The 18774-nt window shown below is 55.7% G+C and carries 20 protein-coding genes, 1 tRNA gene and 1 pseudogene; 13 read left to right on the plus strand and 9 right to left on the minus strand.

Annotated elements, in window-relative coordinates; genetic code table 11:
- The first annotated feature begins 1 nt into the window (after position 1).
- Both ACTJJ1_RS04005 and ACTJJ1_RS04010 read left to right on the plus strand, forming a co-directional pair.
- A complete protein-coding gene (locus tag ACTJJ1_RS04005; RefSeq protein WP_440832477.1) occupies positions 2-745 on the plus strand; it encodes a DUF3658 domain-containing protein in 744 nt (247 codons plus the stop codon).
- A 128-nt stretch (positions 746-873) separates the two neighbouring features.
- Entirely contained in the window at positions 874-1518 is a 645-nt protein-coding gene (locus tag ACTJJ1_RS04010) for a Qnr family pentapeptide repeat protein (RefSeq protein ID WP_004943345.1), read from the plus strand.
- Between the two features lie 55 nt (positions 1519-1573).
- Here ACTJJ1_RS04010 and ACTJJ1_RS04015 read toward each other — a convergent pair whose 3' ends face one another.
- From ACTJJ1_RS04015 to ACTJJ1_RS04025, 3 genes and pseudogenes are all read right to left on the minus strand, one after another.
- Positions 1574-1972 (minus strand): hypothetical protein, encoded by a 399-nt coding sequence (locus tag ACTJJ1_RS04015; RefSeq protein WP_440832479.1) that lies wholly within the window; start codon positions 1970-1972, stop codon positions 1574-1576.
- 450 nt (positions 1973-2422) lie between these two features.
- A pseudogene (locus tag ACTJJ1_RS04020) lies at positions 2423-2667 on the minus strand (DHCW motif cupin fold protein).
- A gap of 47 nt (positions 2668-2714) precedes the next feature.
- Positions 2715-3335, minus strand: a complete 621-nt coding sequence (locus ACTJJ1_RS04025; protein WP_041417334.1) for a LysE family translocator — start codon at positions 3333-3335, stop codon at positions 2715-2717.
- Positions 3336-3734: 399 nt separating this feature from the next.
- On the opposite strand from ACTJJ1_RS04025, the gene cspE reads away from it, so the two are divergent.
- Together cspE and ACTJJ1_RS04035 are read left to right on the plus strand one after the other, a co-directional pair.
- Positions 3735-3947: a transcription antiterminator/RNA stability regulator CspE gene (gene cspE / locus ACTJJ1_RS04030; RefSeq protein ID WP_004943356.1), complete on the plus strand. Its 213-nt coding sequence runs from the start codon at positions 3735-3737 to the stop codon at positions 3945-3947.
- A 113-nt stretch (positions 3948-4060) separates the two neighbouring features.
- Positions 4061-4139: transfer RNA gene (locus ACTJJ1_RS04035), tRNA-OTHER, on the plus strand.
- 211 nt (positions 4140-4350) lie between these two features.
- Here ACTJJ1_RS04035 and ACTJJ1_RS04040 read toward each other — a convergent pair.
- Positions 4351-5028 (minus strand): hydrolase, encoded by a 678-nt coding sequence (locus tag ACTJJ1_RS04040; protein ID WP_004943358.1) that lies wholly within the window; start codon positions 5026-5028, stop codon positions 4351-4353.
- A gap of 263 nt (positions 5029-5291) precedes the next feature.
- On the opposite strand from ACTJJ1_RS04040, the gene ACTJJ1_RS04045 reads away from it, so the two are divergent.
- Positions 5292-5720 (plus strand): universal stress protein, encoded by a 429-nt coding sequence (locus ACTJJ1_RS04045; protein WP_004943361.1) that lies wholly within the window; start codon positions 5292-5294, stop codon positions 5718-5720.
- A 321-nt stretch (positions 5721-6041) separates the two neighbouring features.
- Positions 6042-6797 (plus strand): SDR family NAD(P)-dependent oxidoreductase, encoded by a 756-nt coding sequence (locus ACTJJ1_RS04050; RefSeq protein WP_440832483.1) that lies wholly within the window; start codon positions 6042-6044, stop codon positions 6795-6797.
- A gap of 39 nt (positions 6798-6836) precedes the next feature.
- Here the strand turns inward: ACTJJ1_RS04050 and ACTJJ1_RS04055 are convergent, their stop codons facing one another.
- The 4 genes from ACTJJ1_RS04055 to puuD are packed head-to-tail and all read right to left on the minus strand — an operon-like array spanning position 6837 to position 10956.
- A complete protein-coding gene (locus ACTJJ1_RS04055; RefSeq protein WP_004943366.1) occupies positions 6837-8117 on the minus strand; it encodes an NAD(P)/FAD-dependent oxidoreductase in 1281 nt (426 codons plus the stop codon).
- Between the two features lie 11 nt (positions 8118-8128).
- Positions 8129-9625: an aldehyde dehydrogenase PuuC gene (gene puuC, locus ACTJJ1_RS04060; RefSeq protein WP_004943368.1), complete on the minus strand. Its 1497-nt coding sequence runs from the start codon at positions 9623-9625 to the stop codon at positions 8129-8131.
- A gap of 15 nt (positions 9626-9640) precedes the next feature.
- On the minus strand, positions 9641-10198 hold the full coding sequence (puuR, locus tag ACTJJ1_RS04065; protein WP_004943370.1) for an HTH-type transcriptional regulator PuuR: 558 nt from the start codon (positions 10196-10198) through the stop codon (positions 9641-9643).
- Positions 10195-10956 carry a gamma-glutamyl-gamma-aminobutyrate hydrolase gene (gene puuD / locus ACTJJ1_RS04070; protein ID WP_004943373.1) on the minus strand — a complete coding sequence of 254 codons (762 nt, stop codon included), beginning with the start codon at positions 10954-10956 and terminating at the stop codon, positions 10195-10197. Before puuD ends, puuR begins: the two co-directional genes overlap by 4 nt.
- A gap of 239 nt (positions 10957-11195) precedes the next feature.
- On the opposite strand from puuD, the gene ACTJJ1_RS04075 reads away from it, so the two are divergent.
- The 5 genes from ACTJJ1_RS04075 to ACTJJ1_RS04095 all read left to right on the plus strand — a co-directional run bounded on the left by ACTJJ1_RS04075 (position 11196) and on the right by ACTJJ1_RS04095 (position 16887).
- The gene (locus ACTJJ1_RS04075) at positions 11196-12614 is read left to right on the plus strand and encodes a glutamine synthetase family protein (protein WP_004943376.1); all 1419 of its coding nucleotides are present in this window, start codon (positions 11196-11198) and stop codon (positions 12612-12614) included.
- 302 nt (positions 12615-12916) lie between these two features.
- A complete protein-coding gene (locus ACTJJ1_RS04080; protein ID WP_004943379.1) occupies positions 12917-14287 on the plus strand; it encodes an APC family permease in 1371 nt (456 codons plus the stop codon).
- Positions 14288-14378: 91 nt separating this feature from the next.
- Positions 14379-15272 (plus strand): aromatic amino acid DMT transporter YddG, encoded by an 894-nt coding sequence (yddG, locus tag ACTJJ1_RS04085; protein ID WP_440832487.1) that lies wholly within the window; start codon positions 14379-14381, stop codon positions 15270-15272.
- 72 nt (positions 15273-15344) lie between these two features.
- A complete protein-coding gene (locus ACTJJ1_RS04090; protein WP_440832489.1) occupies positions 15345-15617 on the plus strand; it encodes a hypothetical protein in 273 nt (90 codons plus the stop codon).
- A 388-nt stretch (positions 15618-16005) separates the two neighbouring features.
- Entirely contained in the window at positions 16006-16887 is an 882-nt protein-coding gene (locus ACTJJ1_RS04095; protein WP_004943389.1) for a nucleoside-specific channel-forming protein Tsx, read from the plus strand.
- A gap of 53 nt (positions 16888-16940) precedes the next feature.
- Here the strand turns inward: ACTJJ1_RS04095 and ACTJJ1_RS04100 are convergent, their stop codons facing one another.
- Positions 16941-17120, minus strand: a complete 180-nt coding sequence (locus tag ACTJJ1_RS04100) for a hypothetical protein (protein ID WP_006324851.1) — start codon at positions 17118-17120, stop codon at positions 16941-16943.
- 468 nt (positions 17121-17588) lie between these two features.
- Between ACTJJ1_RS04100 and ACTJJ1_RS04105 the strand changes: the two genes are divergently transcribed.
- Complete coding sequence (locus tag ACTJJ1_RS04105) at positions 17589-18113, plus strand: anti-virulence regulator CigR family protein (RefSeq protein WP_440832492.1); 525 nt, start codon at positions 17589-17591, stop codon at positions 18111-18113.
- Positions 18114-18241: 128 nt separating this feature from the next.
- Positions 18242-18772: a chorismate mutase gene (locus ACTJJ1_RS04110; RefSeq protein ID WP_004943394.1), complete on the plus strand. Its 531-nt coding sequence runs from the start codon at positions 18242-18244 to the stop codon at positions 18770-18772.
- Positions 18773-18774: the final 2 nt, after the last annotated feature.

An 18774-nucleotide genomic window follows, 5' to 3' on the forward strand; every position in this document is an offset into this window, starting at 1 on the left:
GATGAAGGATGTGCATATCACCCTGTCGGGCAGCTGTGTGCGGTTGGCTTACCCGGGGGAAGACGTGCTGGATTTTCCCGACCGCCTGTCATTCGGGCCGCTGTATGCGCTCGACGACGATGGCGCGTTGCAGGCCAGAACCCGCTGGTTGCACGATTTATACCGATCCGTTCACGCGCCTGAGTGGGATACCTCCGAAGAGAGTCAGGCGGGGATGACGGCGTTAAAAGCGCAACTTGCCGCCGTTACCGGGCAAGTGACCCTGTGGGTCGGCGATAACGCCGATGAACAGCTGATGCTGCGTGCATTGCTGCCGCTGCTTGGCGAACGCCCGATCTTTGTCGTCAACGTAACCGAACACACCGGGCGGCCGAGCACCCACTGGTGTGCGGCGGAAATGCTGGAACCCTTGTGGATCCGGCGGAGTGAACTGACGTCGGCAGACAAAACCGCGCTCACTACCGACTGGCATCGTCTGTTGTTGGAGAATGCCCCGGTTCGGATCTTTGCGGAAAACGCGGTTCGCGGCCAGGCGCAGGATTTTCATGACCGTCAACTGCTTGACGCCTGCCCTGGCGATTACACCCAGGGGTCGCGGGTGGTGGGCGAGGCGATGGTGAATTCACCTTATCCGGTGGGGGATACCTTTTTGAATTTCCGTCTGTACGCCTTGATTGCACAGGGTGCATTACAAGCTCAGACCGCCGGCATGAACATGAACCGCATCAAGGTCAAACAGGCATAAATTCCCTCATGCCGCATGCGGTTTTTTTTGTGCCTTCCGACGGAGAAAATAGGCCAAAGCGGTTTTCCCGGCCGTACGGATCGGCTTATAATGCGTCATTGACTGTATAAATAAACAGGGTGGTTGCAATGACGTTGGCTTTGGATGGTGAAAAAATTGGCCGTAACCGGTTTACCGGTGAGAAGATTGAAAACGGCACCTTCCGCAACTGTGATTTCTCGGGTGCGGATCTGACCGGCACCGAGTTCATCGGCTGTCAGTTTTATGATCGCGAGAGCCAGCAAGGCGGCAATTTCAGCCGCGCATTGTTGAAAGACGCCAGCTTCAAAAACTGCGATTTATCGATGGCGGATTTCAGAAATGCCAATGCGCTGGGCATTGAAATTCTCGAGTGCCGTGCACAGGGCGCCGACTTTCGCGGTGCCAGTTTTATGAACATGATCACCACGCGTACCTGGTTCTGCAGCGCTTACATCACCAAAACCAACCTCAGCTACGCCAATTTTTCGAACGTGGTATTGGAGAAGTGCGAGCTGTGGGAAAACCGCTGGAATGGGGCGCAGATCCTCGGCGCGACCTTTAGCGGCTCCGATCTCTCAGGCGGCGAATTTTCTTCATTCGACTGGCGTGCCGCCAACTTTACCCATTGCGACCTGACCAATTCTGAATTGGGTGAGCTGGACGTGCGCGGCGTCGATTTGCAGGGGGTAAAACTGGACAGTTATCAGGCGTTCCAGATCATGGAACGGTTGGGCATCGCGATTATCGGTTAAGCTTTTGCCGTATTGAGGAGTACCTACTCTACTCCTCCTGGCTGGGCTAGAAAAACTAGCGCGTCGCTGGGGCCAGTGAGTTGATCACTGCATCGGCATTGACCGGGATTTTCCGAGTGGTTACCGGGATGGTGAACCCCGGTTGTTGGGTGAAATAACGCGCATCATCATTGACCGGCGTAACAAAAATCGCCAGGTTATCACTGGCCTGCATCACGCCTTCTGGTTCGAACAGCGCGAACACAGGGGAAGCGTGCGTATCGGGTGAAGAGCAAGCGGAAAACCAGAAACCGTTTTTACTGGTGTACTTGCAGTGGGTGTCTTCACCGGCGATTCGGGTAATTTGCTTTTCAAGCAGCGCGTTAGCGTTTGACACATAGCTGGGTGGCGTCGGTTGACACCCCGTCAGACTGATAGCAAAGGCTACCAGAGCCACTGTCTTTTTGTAAATCATAACCATCCCGTGACAACCACTTAGGTAACTATATTGGTACTTTACAATAACGATCCTATCAACTGTGATGCGCCGATGTCGAGAACTTATTGATTAATTAAGGTTTGTTACTAAAACATGACGATTAGACGGGGGTGTTAACGGTGCGCATCTGACAGTCCTTCACCTTTATATCAGTAAAAAATCAAAGCAACGGTGGCAAAAAGGGTCATCTGAGCGCTATGTTCAAGCCGTAGATAAAAACTGAGGGAGCACTGCCGGAGTGCAGTTATTTAAACCAAAACGGATTTTCCCGTTGGTACGCCTCGTGAAAAACGGGCCGTGATTGCATTAGGCAGAAGTAGCCAGGCGGGGGCAAGCCTTGTGAAGATGGGCGGGAGCGATGGCTGGCCCGGCGCATAAATACAGTTGATATGACATGACTACAGCCCTTGGAAGCTGGCGCAGGCATTAATCGACGATAAACAACTGCGCACCGCCTTGCGTTGACGAGCGGTGCGGTTCGGCGTCGTCCGCCACCTGGTAGCTCATGCCCGGCAGCAGAATAAAGCGTCGGCCGTGTACTCAACCATTCTGACGCGCAGGTCGCCGAACCGGCGAGTTCGCCAATAGGCCACGCCGGTAATGCCTGGGTGCTCTGTTGCGGCGATGTCTTGCCAGTCCGTGATACCGAAGGGAAGGTCGGTTATTTTCATGGTTTTCCCTGGTAAACAGCCTGATAAATTGGGTATATCGTCCATCGTCAACGCAGTAACTGCCGTATTCCCAGCCCGACGATCAACGCGCCGCAAACCCGATCGATATGGGCTTTGCTGCGGCGATAGGCGCTGGCAATCGGGGCGTGCGACAGCACCAGGACGACCAGCCCGTACCAACAACCGGCAATCATCGCCACTTCCGCCAGCATGGCGACGAAGGTCGCCACTGAGACATGCGCCGGTGCCGCTGACGAGAATACCGCCGCGTAGAAGGCGACAGATTTAGGATTGGCAATATTGGTTGCGATACCCTGCACAAAAGCGACACGTGATCCGCTTTTTTCACGGGCGCTGGCGCTTATCAAACCCGAGACAGGTTTAGCCTTGGCGAACAGGCGGCAGCCAAACCAAATAAGATAGCCGGCACCGGCGATTTTGACCGCCATTGCCAGCCAGGGGAACAGGGCAAAAACCAGGCCGATGCCGAGAATCGCGCCGCTGGCCCAGAACAGATTGACCAGCACGATGCCGGCTACCAAAGCGAAGGCTTCCGCCCGGCGCGCAGAGACGGCTTTATGCGCTACGGCGACAAAGTTGGGGCCAGGCACCACTACGCCGACCACATACAGGGTGAAAACGGCGATTACCGCGGACATATCGATCATCATGCTGTAGCCAATCAGAAAGGAACATGTCAGCTGTTTTATAATGAATCGCGACCATAATCCATCCTGATATCCGCGCGGAGCGGAAAATTTTTCCTCCGGCTTTATGCTGCCTTTCTCAGCGGCGAGTTTTCATCGTGTTGAACGTAATAAATTCATAGGGTGTATAAATATAATTATAAATATTCCTTGCTTAAATAATCTGGCTGTGTGTAAATAGCGTCATCGGTTTGTAGTACAGACCTTATGAAAGCAGTTTTAGTAAAGCAGTTCTCAGTATTAGTGATATCCCATAGATACCTCTTCTCCCGCGAATTACCTTCTCTAGTGCCCAATAAGTTTCCAACAAAAACAGACCTCTATCGCCGTATGGCGTCTCAAAATATAAAGGAAATATCTATGTCTACTAAAATGACTGGTTTGGTAAAATGGTTTGATGCAGGTAAAGGTTTTGGTTTCATCTCTCCGGCAGACGGCAGCAAAGACGTGTTCGTGCACTTCTCTGCCATTCAGAGCAATGATTTCAAAACTCTTGATGAAGGCCAGCGCGTTGAGTTCACCATCGAAAGTGGTGCAAAAGGCCCTTCAGCAGGCAACGTAGTGGTTTTATAATTTTTAGGTAATGTTTTATTTCTTGCGATAGCGATGATGGCTTAAGCCGGAGCGGATGAGAAATAAAAGCGTTATCTGAATAAACTCCGGGTTCGCCCGGAGTATTAATGAATACGTCATTAGCTCAGCAGGAAGAGCGGCGGTGAATTTATTTACTGGCGGACTGGGGTTCGATTCCTCGATGACGTTCCAATAATTTATTATTGGCAACAGCAAAACAGATTGACGCATAAATAATAAAGCGGCGTCTCAGTCTTTTTTTCTGTTGTGAAAAGGTTGTGCTTAGGCTGCGTAACGTTGGAGTGTTCGATGGACGCTTACGCCATAACATGACGGTCGGGAAAGTAACCGGCACATATTTGATAGCCCCGGCTCTGTGCCGGGGCTTTTTTATGCCTGCGGATCAGCGCTGGGAGTCCAGCTGTTCATGGTGGGTCACCACGTCCTGGGCTTTGAGATAGCTTTCGATCAGCAACTGATAGGCCGGGAAGATTTTGGTATAGACTTCCGCCCATTGCTGCGCGTCTTCGCGGTTCCAGCTACCCTGCAGCTCGGAGGCCACGCCGGCTGTGTCGATCGGCACAACGCCCGCCTGCACGACGCGCGCCAGGGTGATTTCCTGTGCCATTTTCGAATAGGTGCCGGAGGCGTCGATCACCGCGAACACCTTATAGCCTTCGGCCACCGCGCTGATGGACGGGAAGGCCATGCATACGCTGGTGATGGTGCCGGCGACGATCAGGGTTTTGCGGCCGGTGGCCTTCACCGCCGCCACGAAGTCCGGGTTGTCCCAGGCGTTGATTTCCCCTCGGCGGGCGACGTACTGCGCATGCGGTGCGTTCTGGTGGATTTCCGGGATCAGCGGGCCGTTGGGGCCCTGTGGCACCGAGGCGGTAGTGATCACCGGCAGGTTGCTCAGCGTGGCGATGCTGGCCAATGCGCCGGCGCGGGCGCGTAGCTCGGTCATTGGCATATCGGCGACGGTCTGGAACAGGCCGCTCTGGTGGTCAATCAACAGCATTACGGCATCATTGGCATCAATAACAGGACGCTGACCGTTGAAGTTTGCTGGGGCGCTCATGGTTTTTTCCCCTGTAGTCGGATCGTGAGATAACAATTAATGGCGAATAACCCAGGATGAACCTCATCACTTGCCCTTAGTTTAGGTGCACGGCTGAATTGTACTAGAGGGTAAAGGCGGAATGCATCGTTCCATAAATGGAACGATGTCGCGACAGGCGATCATGCCAACGCTGAACTAAACTTAAACTGCATAAGAAACATGCGGGAAGCCGGGCAGGGAGCGCCATCCTGTTCACCAGCTCTATGCGGAGGGCTGCCATCATGGCTTATCAACATATCGTTGTCGCCACGGATCTCAGCGAAGACGCCGAGTTCCTGCTGGGCAAGGGCGCCAGGCTGGCCGCCGCGCTCAACGCCAAACTGTCTCTGATCTATATCGATATCCACCGCACCGGTTATTACGCCGAGCTTGGGGTGGGTGAATACAACTACACTGACCGCACTTTCTCGGAGCGGGTCAAGAACATGCTCAATGCGATCCGCGGCCAATCGTCTTACCCGGTGGAAGAGGTGATCGTCAGCCGCGGTGAGCTGACGCAAGAGTTGAACCGGGCGGCGAAGGACAAGGGTTTTGATCTGGTTATCTTCGGCCATCACCACGATGTCTGGAGCCGGTTGGTGTCTTCGGCGCGTCAGGCGATCAACGATCTGAACGTCGATCTGCTGGTGATCCCCATCGATAAAAAATAGCCATCGCCGCCGAGCTGGGCGGCGATGGCTTTTCAATGACCCTTGCTTAAGGGGATTGCGTTTATCCCCGGCCTGTCGCCGCAGGGAGCAGGCTGATAATCCCATCCCGGAATAGTCACTAAGGTAAATTCTATTATATCCATCAATGATTTGGCCTAATTCTGATAAAGGTTGGGTCAGCGCATTGAAATGACAATGAATACCTCTTTTGGGTTAATAAACCGCACGTTTTGACTGGCCCTTGCCCTCCATGAGTTTTATCCTCGGATCTCAGCAGGATTTGTATGATTTATAGAAATATATTCACATGGAGGAGGTTTCATGCGTTTCGACAATAAAGTGGTAGTGATCACCGGCGCAGGCAATGGGATGGGGGAAGCGGCGGCACGCCGATTTTCCGCCGAGGGCGCCGTGGTGGTGCTGGCGGACTGGGCGAAGGACGCGGTAGATGCCGTTGCCGCCTCGCTGCCGAAAGGTAGGGCGCTGGCGGTACACATCGACGTTTCCGACCCGGTTGCGGTTGAAAAAATGATGAACGAGGTGGCGGCAAAACTGGGCCGCATCGACGTGTTGCTGAACAATGCCGGCGTGCACGTGGCGGGTACAGTGCTGGAAACCAGCGTGGCCGACTGGCGGCGCATCGCTGGGGTGGATATCGACGGCGTAGTGTTCTGTTCCAAATTCGCCATGCCTTATCTGCTGAAAACCAAGGGCTGTATCGTTAACACCGCCTCGGTATCCGGCCTGGGTGGCGACTGGGGCGCGGCATATTACTGCGCGGCGAAAGGGGCGGTGGTCAACCTGACGCGCGCCATGGCGCTGGATCACGGCAGTGACGGCGTGCGCGTGAACTCGGTGTGCCCGAGTCTGGTGAAAACCAATATGACCAATGGTTGGCCGCAGGAGATCCGCGACAAGTTCAACGAGCGCATTGCGTTGGGGCGTGCGGCAGAGCCGGAAGAAGTGGCGGCGGTAATGGCGTTTCTGGCCAGCGACGACGCCAGCTTTATCAACGGCGCCAACATCCCGGTTGACGGGGGCGCGACCGCATCAGACGGTCAACCGAAAATTGTTTGATCCTTGGCATAAAGGGCCCAGCATGCTGGGCCCCTTGCATCACACCCCCATCCGATCCCGCAGCGTATAGTAAGCGGCGCCAATCGCGGTGAACGGAATTTGCAGGTTGCGGCCACCGAAGAACGGCAGGTGCGGCAGCTTGGCAAAGGCATCGAAACGCTCCGCATCGCCGCGCATCAGCTCGGCAATCAGCTTGCCCGCCAGATGGGTACAGGTCACGCCGTGACCGCTGTAGCCCTGCATATAATACACATTGTTCTCCAGCCGGCCGAATTGCGGCATGCGCGACAGCGTGAGCAGGAAGTTGCCGGTCCAGCGGTAGTCGATGCGAACGCCTTTCAACTGCGGGAAGGTTTTCAACAGTTTTGGACGGATCAGATTATCGATATCGTCCGGATCGCGTGCGCCATACACCACGCCGCCGCCGTACAGCAGGCGGTTATCGCCGGTAATGCGGTAATAATCCAGCAGGTAGTTGCAATCTTCCACGCAGTAATTTTGCGGGATCAGCGACTGCGCCACTTCCGGTGCCAGCGGTTCGGTGGCTACCACCTGCGTGCCGCACGGCATGCTGCGTTTCGCCAACCGGGGTTCCAGCTTGTCGCCCAGATAAGCATTACCGGCCACAATCACATAGCGAGCCTTCACCTGGCCGCCGGCGGTGCTGACCAGCGCCGGTTCGCCGTGGCGAATATGGGTCACCGCCGACTGCTCGAAGATGCGCCCGCCCTGCAGGCGAATCGCCTCGGCTTCGCCGAGCGCCAGATTCAGCGGATGAATATGGCCGCCGCTGTGATCCAGCAGTGCGCCGACGTAGCGTTCGCTGTTCACTTCTTCACGGATCCGCTCTGCGTCCAGCAACTCCAGTTGGGTATTGCCGTAGCGCTCCCAATTTTGTTTCTGCTCGATCAGCGCATGATATTGCCGGTTGTTCAGCGCGGCGAAGATGCCGCCGGGGCGATAGTCGCATTCGATGGCGTATCGCTTGATACGGCTGCGAATGATCTCTGCGCCTTCGAACATCATGCTGCCGAGCATCCGGGCGCTTTCTGCGCCATAGCGTTCTTCGATGACGTCAATGTCGCGGCTGTAGGAATTCACCAACTGGCCGCCGTTACGGCCGCTGGCGCCGAAGCCGATGCGGGCGGATTCCAGCAGCACCACGTTGTAGCCTGCCTCTACCAGGAACAGCGCAGAAGACAGACCTGTGTAGCCACCGCCGACGATACAAACGTCGCATTCAATAGATTCATTCAGTTGCGGGTAGGGCTGATGGCTGTTGGCCGAAGCCGCATAATAGCTTTTTACGTGTTCAGTCATGATGGGGGCCCTTATTCCAGCGAAATCCAGGTGGTTTTCAGTTCGGTGAATTTATCCAGCGCGTGCAGCGATTTGTCGCGGCCATTGCCGCTTTGCTTGTAGCCGCCGAACGGCACGGTCATGTCTCCGTCGTTGTAGTTATTGACGAACACCGAACCGGCTTTTAACTGCCGAGCCATGCGGTGGGCGCGGGACAGGTCACGCGTCCAGACGGCGGCTCCCAGGCCGTATTCGCTGTCGTTGGCTAATTGCAATGCCTGCTGTTCGCCGTTAAAGGACGTCACCGCCAGTACCGGGCCGAAAATCTCATCGCGCGCCACGCTCATGGCGTTATCCACCTGGGTGAGAATGGTTGGGCCGAGATAACCGGCATGGCCGCTGCGCGGGTGCTCGCGACCGTCAAGGAACAGCGCTGCGCCCTGGCTCAACCCTTGTTCGATATAACCTGCCACTTTTTCACAGTGGGCCTGATCGATCAGCGTGCCCATCACCGTGGTCGGATCGAGCGGATCGCCCGGCACAAAGGCTGCCGCATGCTTGCGCAAGGCTTGCAAGAATTCCTGCTGAATGCTCTCTTCCACCAGCAGCCGGGTGCCGGCGATACACACTTGCCCCTGGTTGTAGAAGATACCCGCTGCCGCGCCCTGTGCCGCTTTATCCAGATCCGGGCAGTCGGCAAAAATGATATTGGCGCTTTTGCCGCCGGCTTCCAGCCACACCCGTTTCATATTGGATTGCCCGGCGTAGATCATCAGCTGTTTGGCGACCTGGGTTGAACCGGTGAAGGTGAGCGCGTCGACGTCGTTATGCAGCGCCAGCGCCTTGCCCGCATCCTGGCCGTAGCCGGGGAGGATGTTCAGCACGCCGTCCGGCAACCCGGCCTGTTTCGCCAGCTTGCCCAGATAGATCGCGCTCAGCGGGGATTTCTCCGAAGGTTTGAGGATCACGCTGTTGCCGGTGGCCAACGCCGGGCCGAGCTTCCAGCAGGCCAGCAGCAGCGGGAAGTTCCAGGGTACGATCGCGCCAACCACGCCGATCGGCTCGCGTTCGATCAACGCCAGTGCATCGCCGCCGGTAGGGGCGATTTCGCCGTACACCTTGTCGACAGCTTCGGCATACCAGCGCAGACAGCGGATAGCGCCGGGCACGTCGTCGCGCAGGCTGTGGAGGATCGGCTTGCCGGTATCCAGCGTTTCCAGCAGCGCCAGCTCCTCGTGGTGCTGCTCCATCAATGCCGCCAGTTGCAGCAAGGTCGCCTTGCGTTGCGCCGGTGCGGCCCGTGACCAGTCGCCGCGCTCAAATACCTCGCGCGCTGCGCTGACCGCCAGATCGATATCGGCGCTGCTTGCCCGCGCCACCTGCGTCAATTCGCGCTGCGCGGCAGGATCCTCCAGGGTAAAGGTTTCGCCTTCAGCGGCCTGTTGATAACGGCCATTAATAAACAGTCGGTTCTCAATGTTCAGGGCTTGCGCCCGGTGTTGCCAATACTGCAGGTGATGGAAGTCCATGCCTTGCTCCGTTGATCAGAATGTCGTCGGGGTATGGGCGCTGATAATCCGGCAAATCCGCGCCGACGTGTTGCTGAAACTGTGGGGAATGCCGGTGTTGATGGCGTAGCTCTGGCCGGCCTGCAGGTGATAGTTCTGCCCGTTGACCTGCAACAACACTTCGCCTTCCAGCAGGGTGCCTATTTCTTCCCCCTGATGTTTGATGCGTTCGCCGGTAGTGGTGCCCGGCTCGTAGGTTTCGATCATCATCGCCAGCGTGCGGTTGGGGTCGCCGTTGTGGATCAGTTTCATCGACACCCCCTGGCTGCCAATCTCGATCAAGTCTTCATGATCGATGACAATCCGCGGCTCGTCCGGTTTTTCCGGCTCGGCGAAAAACGCCGATAGCGACAATCCATACACCGTCAGCAGTTTTTGCAGCGTGCTGATGGCCGGGCTGACTTTGTCCTGTTCGATAGTGCTGATGGCGCTGTGGGTTAATCCAGACAGTTCGGCGGCGCGGCGCTGTGACAACCCTAATTGTTGGCGGATCTGCGACAGACGTTTCCCCGGTGCCAAGCTGACATCGCTCATAGGCGTTTTTCCTTTTGGTAGTGCCGGCACGCGGTAATGAAGCCGTCAAACAACAGGCGCGACAGGGCGTACTCCTCACTGTTCCATTCCGGATGCCATTGCACGCCCAGCGCGAAGGGCTGGTCACGCAGGCTGATCGCCTCCACCAGCCCATCGGCGGCGTGGGCCTCGATGCGAACGTTGGGGCCGAGGGTTTTTGAGCCTTGCCCATGCAGTGAGTTGACCCAGAACCTGTTGCAATCCGGTATCAGTTGCGAGAGCAGCCCGCCATCCTGAACGATGACTTCGTGGGCGGGGGCGTATTGTTGATCCAGCGGCAGTTCGTGATCTTCACGGTGTTCGAGCAGTTCGGGCAGCTCAAACAAACGACGATGCAACGTGCCTTGGGTGGCAACCACCATTTCCTGCATGCCGCGGCAAATGGCGAAAAGGGGAATGTGCCTGTCGAGCGCATGGCGGATCAGCGCCAGGCTCAATTCATCTCGCCCGGGATCGGCGTCAGGCTCATCGCCGTTTTCACCATAAAGGTGCGGCTGCACGTTACTGGGGCTGCCGGGCAGCAAAATGCCATCGAGGTGCGGCAGCAATTCCTCCAGCAGTGTGGGCTCCGCCAGCGCGTGCGGCAGGGCGATCGGCAACCCTCCGGCGGTGATTACTGCATTCAGGTACTTTTCTTGCAAGGTCTGAGTGAGATGCTCGTTTAACCTATACCTGCACATCACTACGCCGACCATTGGTCTGTTAAATATATTGCCCATGCTATCCCCTTGGGTTGTTCGAAATTATGAACGATAAACTTCTTTAGTGCCGTTTTCGTTCAATATTTTATAAATCTAGCAGTCAAATGGGCAATATTCAAACTCAAATTAACACTTGCAAAACAATTTTGTTGCAACTATGTTTCACTGGTGGGCATTATATTGAACGCGATGGTCAAAAAACATCGACGGCAATAAGTGTGAGAATCACTGACAAAAACATAAATGGCGGGTGAATCATGCAGACCAACTTAGTAGAAGTGGAAAACTTTGTTCAGCACAACGAAGAAAGGCGAAGTAGCGCGTTCCAGCGTGAAGTGAAGAAGTACCTGGAACGTTATCCATTGACTCAGCACGTTGACGTTCTGCTGACCGATCTCAACGGCAGCTTCCGCGGCAAACGCATACCTGTCGGTGGCCTGAGCAAGCTGGAGAAGGGCTGTTACTTCCCGGCGTCGGTGTTCGCGATGGATATTCTCGGTAACGTAGTAGAAGAAGCCGGGCTGGGGCAGGAACTGGGTGAGCCGGATCATATCTGTGTCCCGGTGCCGGGCACGCTGATGCCGTCGGCGGCGGATCCGCAATATATCGGCCAGGTACTGCTCACCATGCTGGATGAAGATGGTACTCCCTTTGACGTTGAACCGCGTAATGTGCTGAACCGAGTGTGGCAGCGTTTGCGTCAGCGCGGGCTTTCCCCCGTAGTAGCGGTAGAGTTGGAGTTCTATCTCATCGATCGCCAGCGCGACGCAGAAGGCTATCTTCAGCCGCCCTGTGCGCCGGGCACTCAGGAGCGCAATACCCAGAGCCAGGTGTATTCCGTCGACAACCTTAATCACTTCGCCGACGTGCTGAGCGACATCGACGAGCTGGCACGCTTGCAAGGCATCCCGGCGGACGGCGCGGTGGCGGAAGCCTCACCCGGCCAGTTTGAGGTAAACCTGCATCATACCGACAACGTTCTGCAGGCCTGCGACCATGCGCTGGCTTTAAAGCGCCTGATCCGCATGGTGGCGGAAAACCACAACATGCACGCTACCTTTATGGCCAAGCCGTATGAAGAACACGCCGGCAGCGGCATGCATGTGCATATCAGCATGCTCGACAAGCAGGGCAACAACGTATTAGCCGATGACGACGGCGAAGATTCCGCGCTGCTGAAGCAGGCGCTGGCGGGGATGATCACCCTGATGCCTTCTTCTATTGCGCTGCTGGCACCCAACGTTAACGCCTATCGCCGCTTCCAGCCGGGCATGTACGTACCGACCCAGGCTTCCTGGGGTCATAACAACCGCACCGTGGCGCTGCGTATCCCCTGCGGCGATCGCGACAATCACCGCGTGGAGTACCGCGTGGCCGGCGCCGATGCCAACCCTTATCTGGTGATGGCGACCATTCTGGCGGGGATTGTTTACGGGCTGGAAACGCCGCTGCCGCTGCAAGAGCCGGTGACCGGCAATGGATTGGAGCAGGAAGGGCTGGCGTTCCCCATCCGCCAGAGCGATGCGCTGTACGAATTCGAGCATCAACCGGTGCTGAATGCGCTGCTCGGCGAAAGGTTCAGCCATGTTTATCTGGCCTGTAAAACGGATGAGATGGTGCAGTTCGAGCGCCTGATCACCGAAACCGAAATCGAGTGGATGCTGAAAAACGCCTGACCCCGCTCCCGAACTTACCGCGCGCGTCTGGCGCATTCCGCCGGCTATCCTGTGGCCTGCGAAGCTGCGCGCAGCGGTACAGCATTTCTTCCATCTGGGCGTACAGGACGCCGGCGAGGAAATAATCATGACAGCCATTACCCTTCCGTCAGTCAGCGCGGGCGCGTGTCCGTGCCGCAGTGAATACGGGCCATCCGCAGGCCTTAGCTATCGCTTTTCCCACCGCCCGAGCAGCAGTTTCCCCGCGGCCTCTCTGAATGACGTTAAACGGTTACCGGCAGAGGACAACGAGGGGAAGCGCTATGACGATTAATGCCACTGACTGTAACCCGGCGGCCAAGCCGCAGCTGCGCAAGACCCTTAAACTGTGGCAAGTGGTGATGATGGGCCTGGCGTATCTGACGCCGATGACGGTGTTCGATACCTTCGGCATCGTGTCCGGCGTCACCGACGGCCATGTGCCTTCCGCCTACCTGTTTGCGCTGGCCGGGGTGCTGTTTACCGCCATCAGCTACGGTAAGCTGGTTCGCCAGTTTCCGACCGCCGGTTCTGCCTACACCTACGCGCAGAAAGCGATCAACCCGCACGTCGGTTTTCTGGTCGGCTGGTCCTCGCTGTTGGATTACCTGTTCCTGCCGATGATCAACACGCTGTTGGCGAAGATTTACCTGACCGCGCTGTTCCCCGAAGTCCCTCCCTGGATTTGGGTAGTGGGATTTGTGATTATCATGACGGCCATTAACCTGAAAAGCGTCAATCTGGTGGCCAACTTCAATACGTTGTTCGTACTGGCCCAGGTAGCGATTATTCTGGTGTTTATCTACCTGGTGGTGCACGGCCTGCGCAACGGCGAAGGGGTAGGAAAGGTATGGAGTTTGCAGCCGTTCATCAGCGAGAATGCGCATCTTTTGCCGATTATCACCGGTGCCACCATTCTGTGCTTCTCGTTCCTCGGTTTTGACGCGGTCACCACCCTGTGTGAAGAAACGCCCAATGCCGCCAAGGTGATCCCGCGTGCCATTTTCCTGACCGCGCTTTACGGCGGGGTGATCTTTATCAGCGTGTCGTTCTTTATCCAGCTGTTTTTCCCTTCCATTCAGCGTTTTCATCAACCGGATGCGGCGCTGCCGGAAATCGCGCTGTACGTGGGCGGCAAGCTGTTTCAAGCCATCTTCCTGTGCACCACCTTCATCAACACGCTGGCTTCCGGCCTGGCCTCGCACGCCAGCGTTTCGCGGCTGCTGTACGTGATGGGGCGCGATAACGTGTTCCCGGAAAAATTCTTCGGCTACATCCACCCGAAATGGCGCACGCCGGCATTGAACGTGCTGATGGTCGGGCTGGTGGCACTGTCCGCGCTGTCTTTTGATCTGGTCACCGCCACGGCGCTGATCAACTTCGGCGCGTTGGTGGCCTTCACCTTCGTTAATCTGTCGGTTATCAGCCATTTCTTTATTCGCGAGGGGCGCAACAAAAGCTGGAAGGACCGTTTCAACTATCTGATCCTGCCGCTGATTGGCGCGTTGACGGTGGCGGTGCTGTGGTTGAACCTGGAAAAAAGTTCGCTGACCATGGGGCTGATCTGGGCGGCGCTGGGCTTTGCGTATCTGGTGTACCTCACCCGGCGTTTTCGCCAGCCACCGCCGCAGTTTGAGCGGCAGCCGCAGCAATAACGAAATCAGGCGGGTTTTCCCGCCTTTCTTTTTCTGCCGCCCGGCAGTAGAGTGAAAATCCCGATAAAAAATAACCTATTGGATCGTCTTCATGTTTTCTTTATCCGCCCGGCATAAAGCCACGTTGTTCGGTTTATTGGCGATCCTGCTGTGGAGCAGCGTCGTTGGTCTGATCCGCAGCGTCAGCGAAGGGCTGGGGCCGATTGGCGGTGCGGCGATGATCTACAGCGTCAGCGCAGCGTTTTTGCTGCTGGTGCTGCGTTTGCCGAATTTGCGCCATTTTCCCCGTCTTTATCTGATACTCGGCAGCCTGCTGTTTGTCAGCTATGAGATCTGCCTGTCGCTGTCGCTGGGGTATGCCAATACCCGGTTGCAGGCGATAGAAGTGGGGATGATCAACTATCTCTGGCCCTGTTTTACCGTGCTGATGGCGCTGGTGTTTAACGGGCAAAAAGCCAAATGGTGGCTATTGCCCGGCTTGCTGTTGTCGCTGTTCGGCATTGGCTGGATCATGAGCGGCGAGGGCGGATGGTCGCCGGCGCAGATGCTGGAGAATGTGCGCAGTAACCCGCTGAGTTATTCGCTGGCTTTCAGCGGCGCAGTGATTTGGGCGCTGTATTGCAACCTGACCAAAAAAATTGCGCAGGGCAGCAACGGCGTGGTGCTGTTTATTGCGCTGACCGCCGTGGCGCTGTGGCTGAAATATGCCTTCAGCACCGAAAGCGGCATGCAGTTCACCTGGACGGTGACCCTGACGTTGTTGTGTGCCGGCGCGGCGATGGGGGCCGGTTACGCGGCGTGGAACGTCGGCATTTTGCACGGCAACATGACACTGCTGGCGACGGTATCCTATTTTACGCCGGTGCTGTCGGCGGTGTTTGCCGCGCTGGTGCTCGATACTTCGCTGAGGGCCAGTTTCTGGCAGGGCGTGGTGATGGTCACGCTCGGCTCGCTGATCTGCTGGCAGGCAACCCGAGGAAAGTAACGGAAATTTTCAGTCGACCCTGGGATAGTGGGCTAGAATTTAACTATCGATTGTGCCTGAAGGAACATAAAAATGAGAGACGATATCCAATTCATTCAGCAGCCAGTGATTGACGATGAAAACTATATGCGCGGTGATACGGTGCGTCTGACCACCGCTAATTTGCGTCATGAATACCAGCTTGATGTCAGCATTCTGCGTCGGGAAGGCAAGTTGATTTTCGGCTCCGTGGTTGCCGCTGCGCCGAAGATGGACATTCCCCCTAAAGAGTGGGAGGTGGCTCCGGGGCAGGAAGTGGTTTTCCGCCAGGAAAATATTGCCAAAGCGGTGCCGGGCGTGCGTTGAGTTTTCAACGGCCATCAGACCCGCTTTCCACTTATCTCTTTCTGCAGCCGGCCATCTTGAGCCGGCTTTTTTTTGGCCTGAAAATGTCATCCGCACTCATTTTGGGTGTTGTGCACAATTGGCACAAAAACTGCTTTATAAATCACCGAGCATGACAAAAATCACATCGATCGTGAATTTGCATGAAACATAATTTGACAAATGTGAACGCAATCGATTACCTATTCGCGAAATGCATAACTGGATCACAGATTATTACACTCAGTGATTTCTATAATGCGCGCGTCGCCCGAGAAGTTTGTCAGCGGGGCAACGCCAGGTGTCGTCAGACTCATTGTCATCTTTTCTAACGGGCAGGAAATGGCCCTTTAAGCATGTGGTAATAAAAATGAAAAAAATAGCTCTAGCAGCAGGTGTATTGCTCGCCGCGTCGTACAGTGCATCTTCAATGGCTGATAGCAAAGATAGCGAATTCGTCTCGGATTGGTGGCACCAGAGCGTTAACGTAGTGGGTAGCTACCACACCCGTTTCGGACCTCAGCTGAACAACGATCTGTATCTTGAGTATGAAGCCTTCGCCAAAAAAGATTGGTTCGATTTCTATGGCTACGTCGACGTGCCTAAATTCTTCGGTGTCGGCAACACGCCGGACCGCGGGGTTTGGGACAAGGGCTCACCGATGTTTATGGAGATCGAGCCGCGCTTCTCCATCGACAAGCTGACCGGTACAGATTTGAGCTTTGGGCCGTTCAAAGAATGGTACTTCGCCAACAACTACATCTATGATCTGGGCCACAACGCCGATGGCCGCCAGAATACCTGGTACATGGGTCTGGGCACGGACATCGATACCGGCCTGCCGATGAGCCTGTCGATGAACATCTATGCCAAATACCAGTGGGAAAACTACCAGGCTGCCAATGAGAACAGCTGGGATGGTTATCGCTTCAAGGTGAAATATTTTGTGCCGTTGACACAGGTGTGGGGCGGCAACCTGAGCTACATCGGTTTCACCAACTTTGACTTCGGTTCCGATCTGGGCAAAGACAGCAACTGGACCGACGGCACCGGCAAACAGGTTCGCACCAGCAACTCGATCGCTTCCAGCCACATTCTGGCGCTGAACTACGATCACTGGCACTACTCGTTCGTGGCCCGTTACTTCCATAACGGTGGCCAGTGGCAAGATGGCTCGGAGATCGGTACGCCGCAGGGGCCAATTAAATCTACAGGCTGGGCCTATTACCTCGTGGCCGGTTATAACTTCTGATTTTCCGTGGTATCAGAAACAGAAAACCCCGCTTTGCGGGGTTTTTTTTGTCATCACTGCGCTTGTTCACCGGGTAAATGTCTCACCGGCATAAATAATCGTCCTTTGATTACATGGCATTCATTATCAATCCAATGGATGATTTGTTCACGGCTCACGCCTTCGGATTGCGCGTAGCGGTGAAGATCGCCATTAAAGTGCTGAGTGATGTATTCCATGAGTGTCATTTGCATGTCTTTTGCTCCTGAACGCCCACCCGTTGCCAACTGGCCACCGCGGGAGGTTAAGGTTTCTCAGACGCTGAATTTAAAGTATTGGCTACCAAATCTCAACATAAAGCACCGGGTTGGTGCGACAGGCGTCAAATTTAGCAGAAAAAAGAATCCCGCACGGAGAGGCGGGAAGCATTCAGTTTATCATTCTGGACGATAAAATAAGATTTGAGGTGCGACGAAAAAGAGCAGACTAACTCTTTTTGTTACCTTTCCAAGGTACTGGAAGACTTATTTTGCCGCAAGAAAAATCTTGTCGCCAAATTCGGTTTTTTCGAATAGTTTTGCGCAGGAATAATCTTTCATCACTTTCCTTACTCTTGCCGGCCCGCCCGCCTTGTCATGGTCCCTATCTCGGATTTTTCCTTATCCTTTATGGGGGGAATTAACGCTATAGTTAATGTAATACCCCAAGCAGGAAGTCATAACATGAACAAAAGTCGTACTACTCTCACGGCACTGGCGCTGATTGTCTCGCTGGGTCTGTCTTCTGCGCCGGCGTTCGCCGATAAAGGCGGCAATGGCAATGGCAATGGCAATGGCAACGGCGGTGGGCACGGCAATAGTCAAGGCAACGGTGGCGGTAATGGTCACGGCAACAGCGGCAAAGGCAATAGCGGCGACCACGTCAAGGGCAATAAAGACCACGGCTACAAAGCCAAAGGTGACGAACGCGATCTGGTGTCGGTCAATATCTCTCACGACCGGGTGCGTTCGCTGGCGCTGAATTACGGCCTGACCGGGTATCGTTCTCTGCCGCCGGGCATCGCCAAGAACCTGGCACGCGGTAAACCTTTGCCTCCAGGCATCGCCAAGAAAATGGTGCCGTCTTCAATGCTGCGCGATCTGCCGTCCTATCCGGGTTACGAATGGCGCATTGCCGGTAACGATCTGGTGCTGGTGGCGCTGAGCACCGCCATTGTGGCCTCGGTGATTAACGGCGTGTTTGACTAATGCCGGCCTCTTCGGCTCAAAGCCTCGCTTCGGCGGGGCTTTTTTCTTTCCGGGGGAGAGTTGCCTGAGCGGCGGCGATTGTGATGAACTCTGTTTTCTTTATTTGGGCAAACAAAAAGGAAAGGGTTATGTTCAGAGCGTTATTGTTCGCCTGCTGTCTGGCCAGTTTTTCGGCGCTGGCAGGCGAGGGGGCGACGCTTGGCGAATTGGTCAACCAGCGTCTGGCCTATATGAAAGACGTCGCCGGTTACAAAGCGCAGCAGCATTTGCCGATCGAGGATTTGGCGCAGGAAGCCAAGGTGCTGGCGAGCACAGAGGCGGAAGCGGGCAGGTTAGGGTTAGAGCCGCGCTCGGTGCGGCCGTTTATTGTGGCGCAGATGGACGCCGCCAAGGCGATTCAGTACCGCTATCGCGCAGACTGGCTGGCAACGCCGGAAAGCGGTTGGCAACCGCGCCCGCTGGACAGCGTGCGGCCGCAGATTGCCGAGCTGAGCAACCGCATTCTGCAACGGCTGGCGCAACAATTAAAGGCCGGGCCGTTGACGGAACAGGCTCGCGGCGCTTTTGTCAGCGCCATTCGTCAGCCTAATCTCAGCGATGCCGACAAGCAGCGGTTGTTCACCGCCTTGCTGGCAGTCAGGGCCGACAAGGCGGGGTGAGC

Origin of the sequence: Serratia sp. 22264 (assembly GCF_052045345.1) — a bacterium.
Classification (GTDB): Bacteria; Pseudomonadota; Gammaproteobacteria; order Enterobacterales; family Enterobacteriaceae; genus Serratia; species Serratia plymuthica.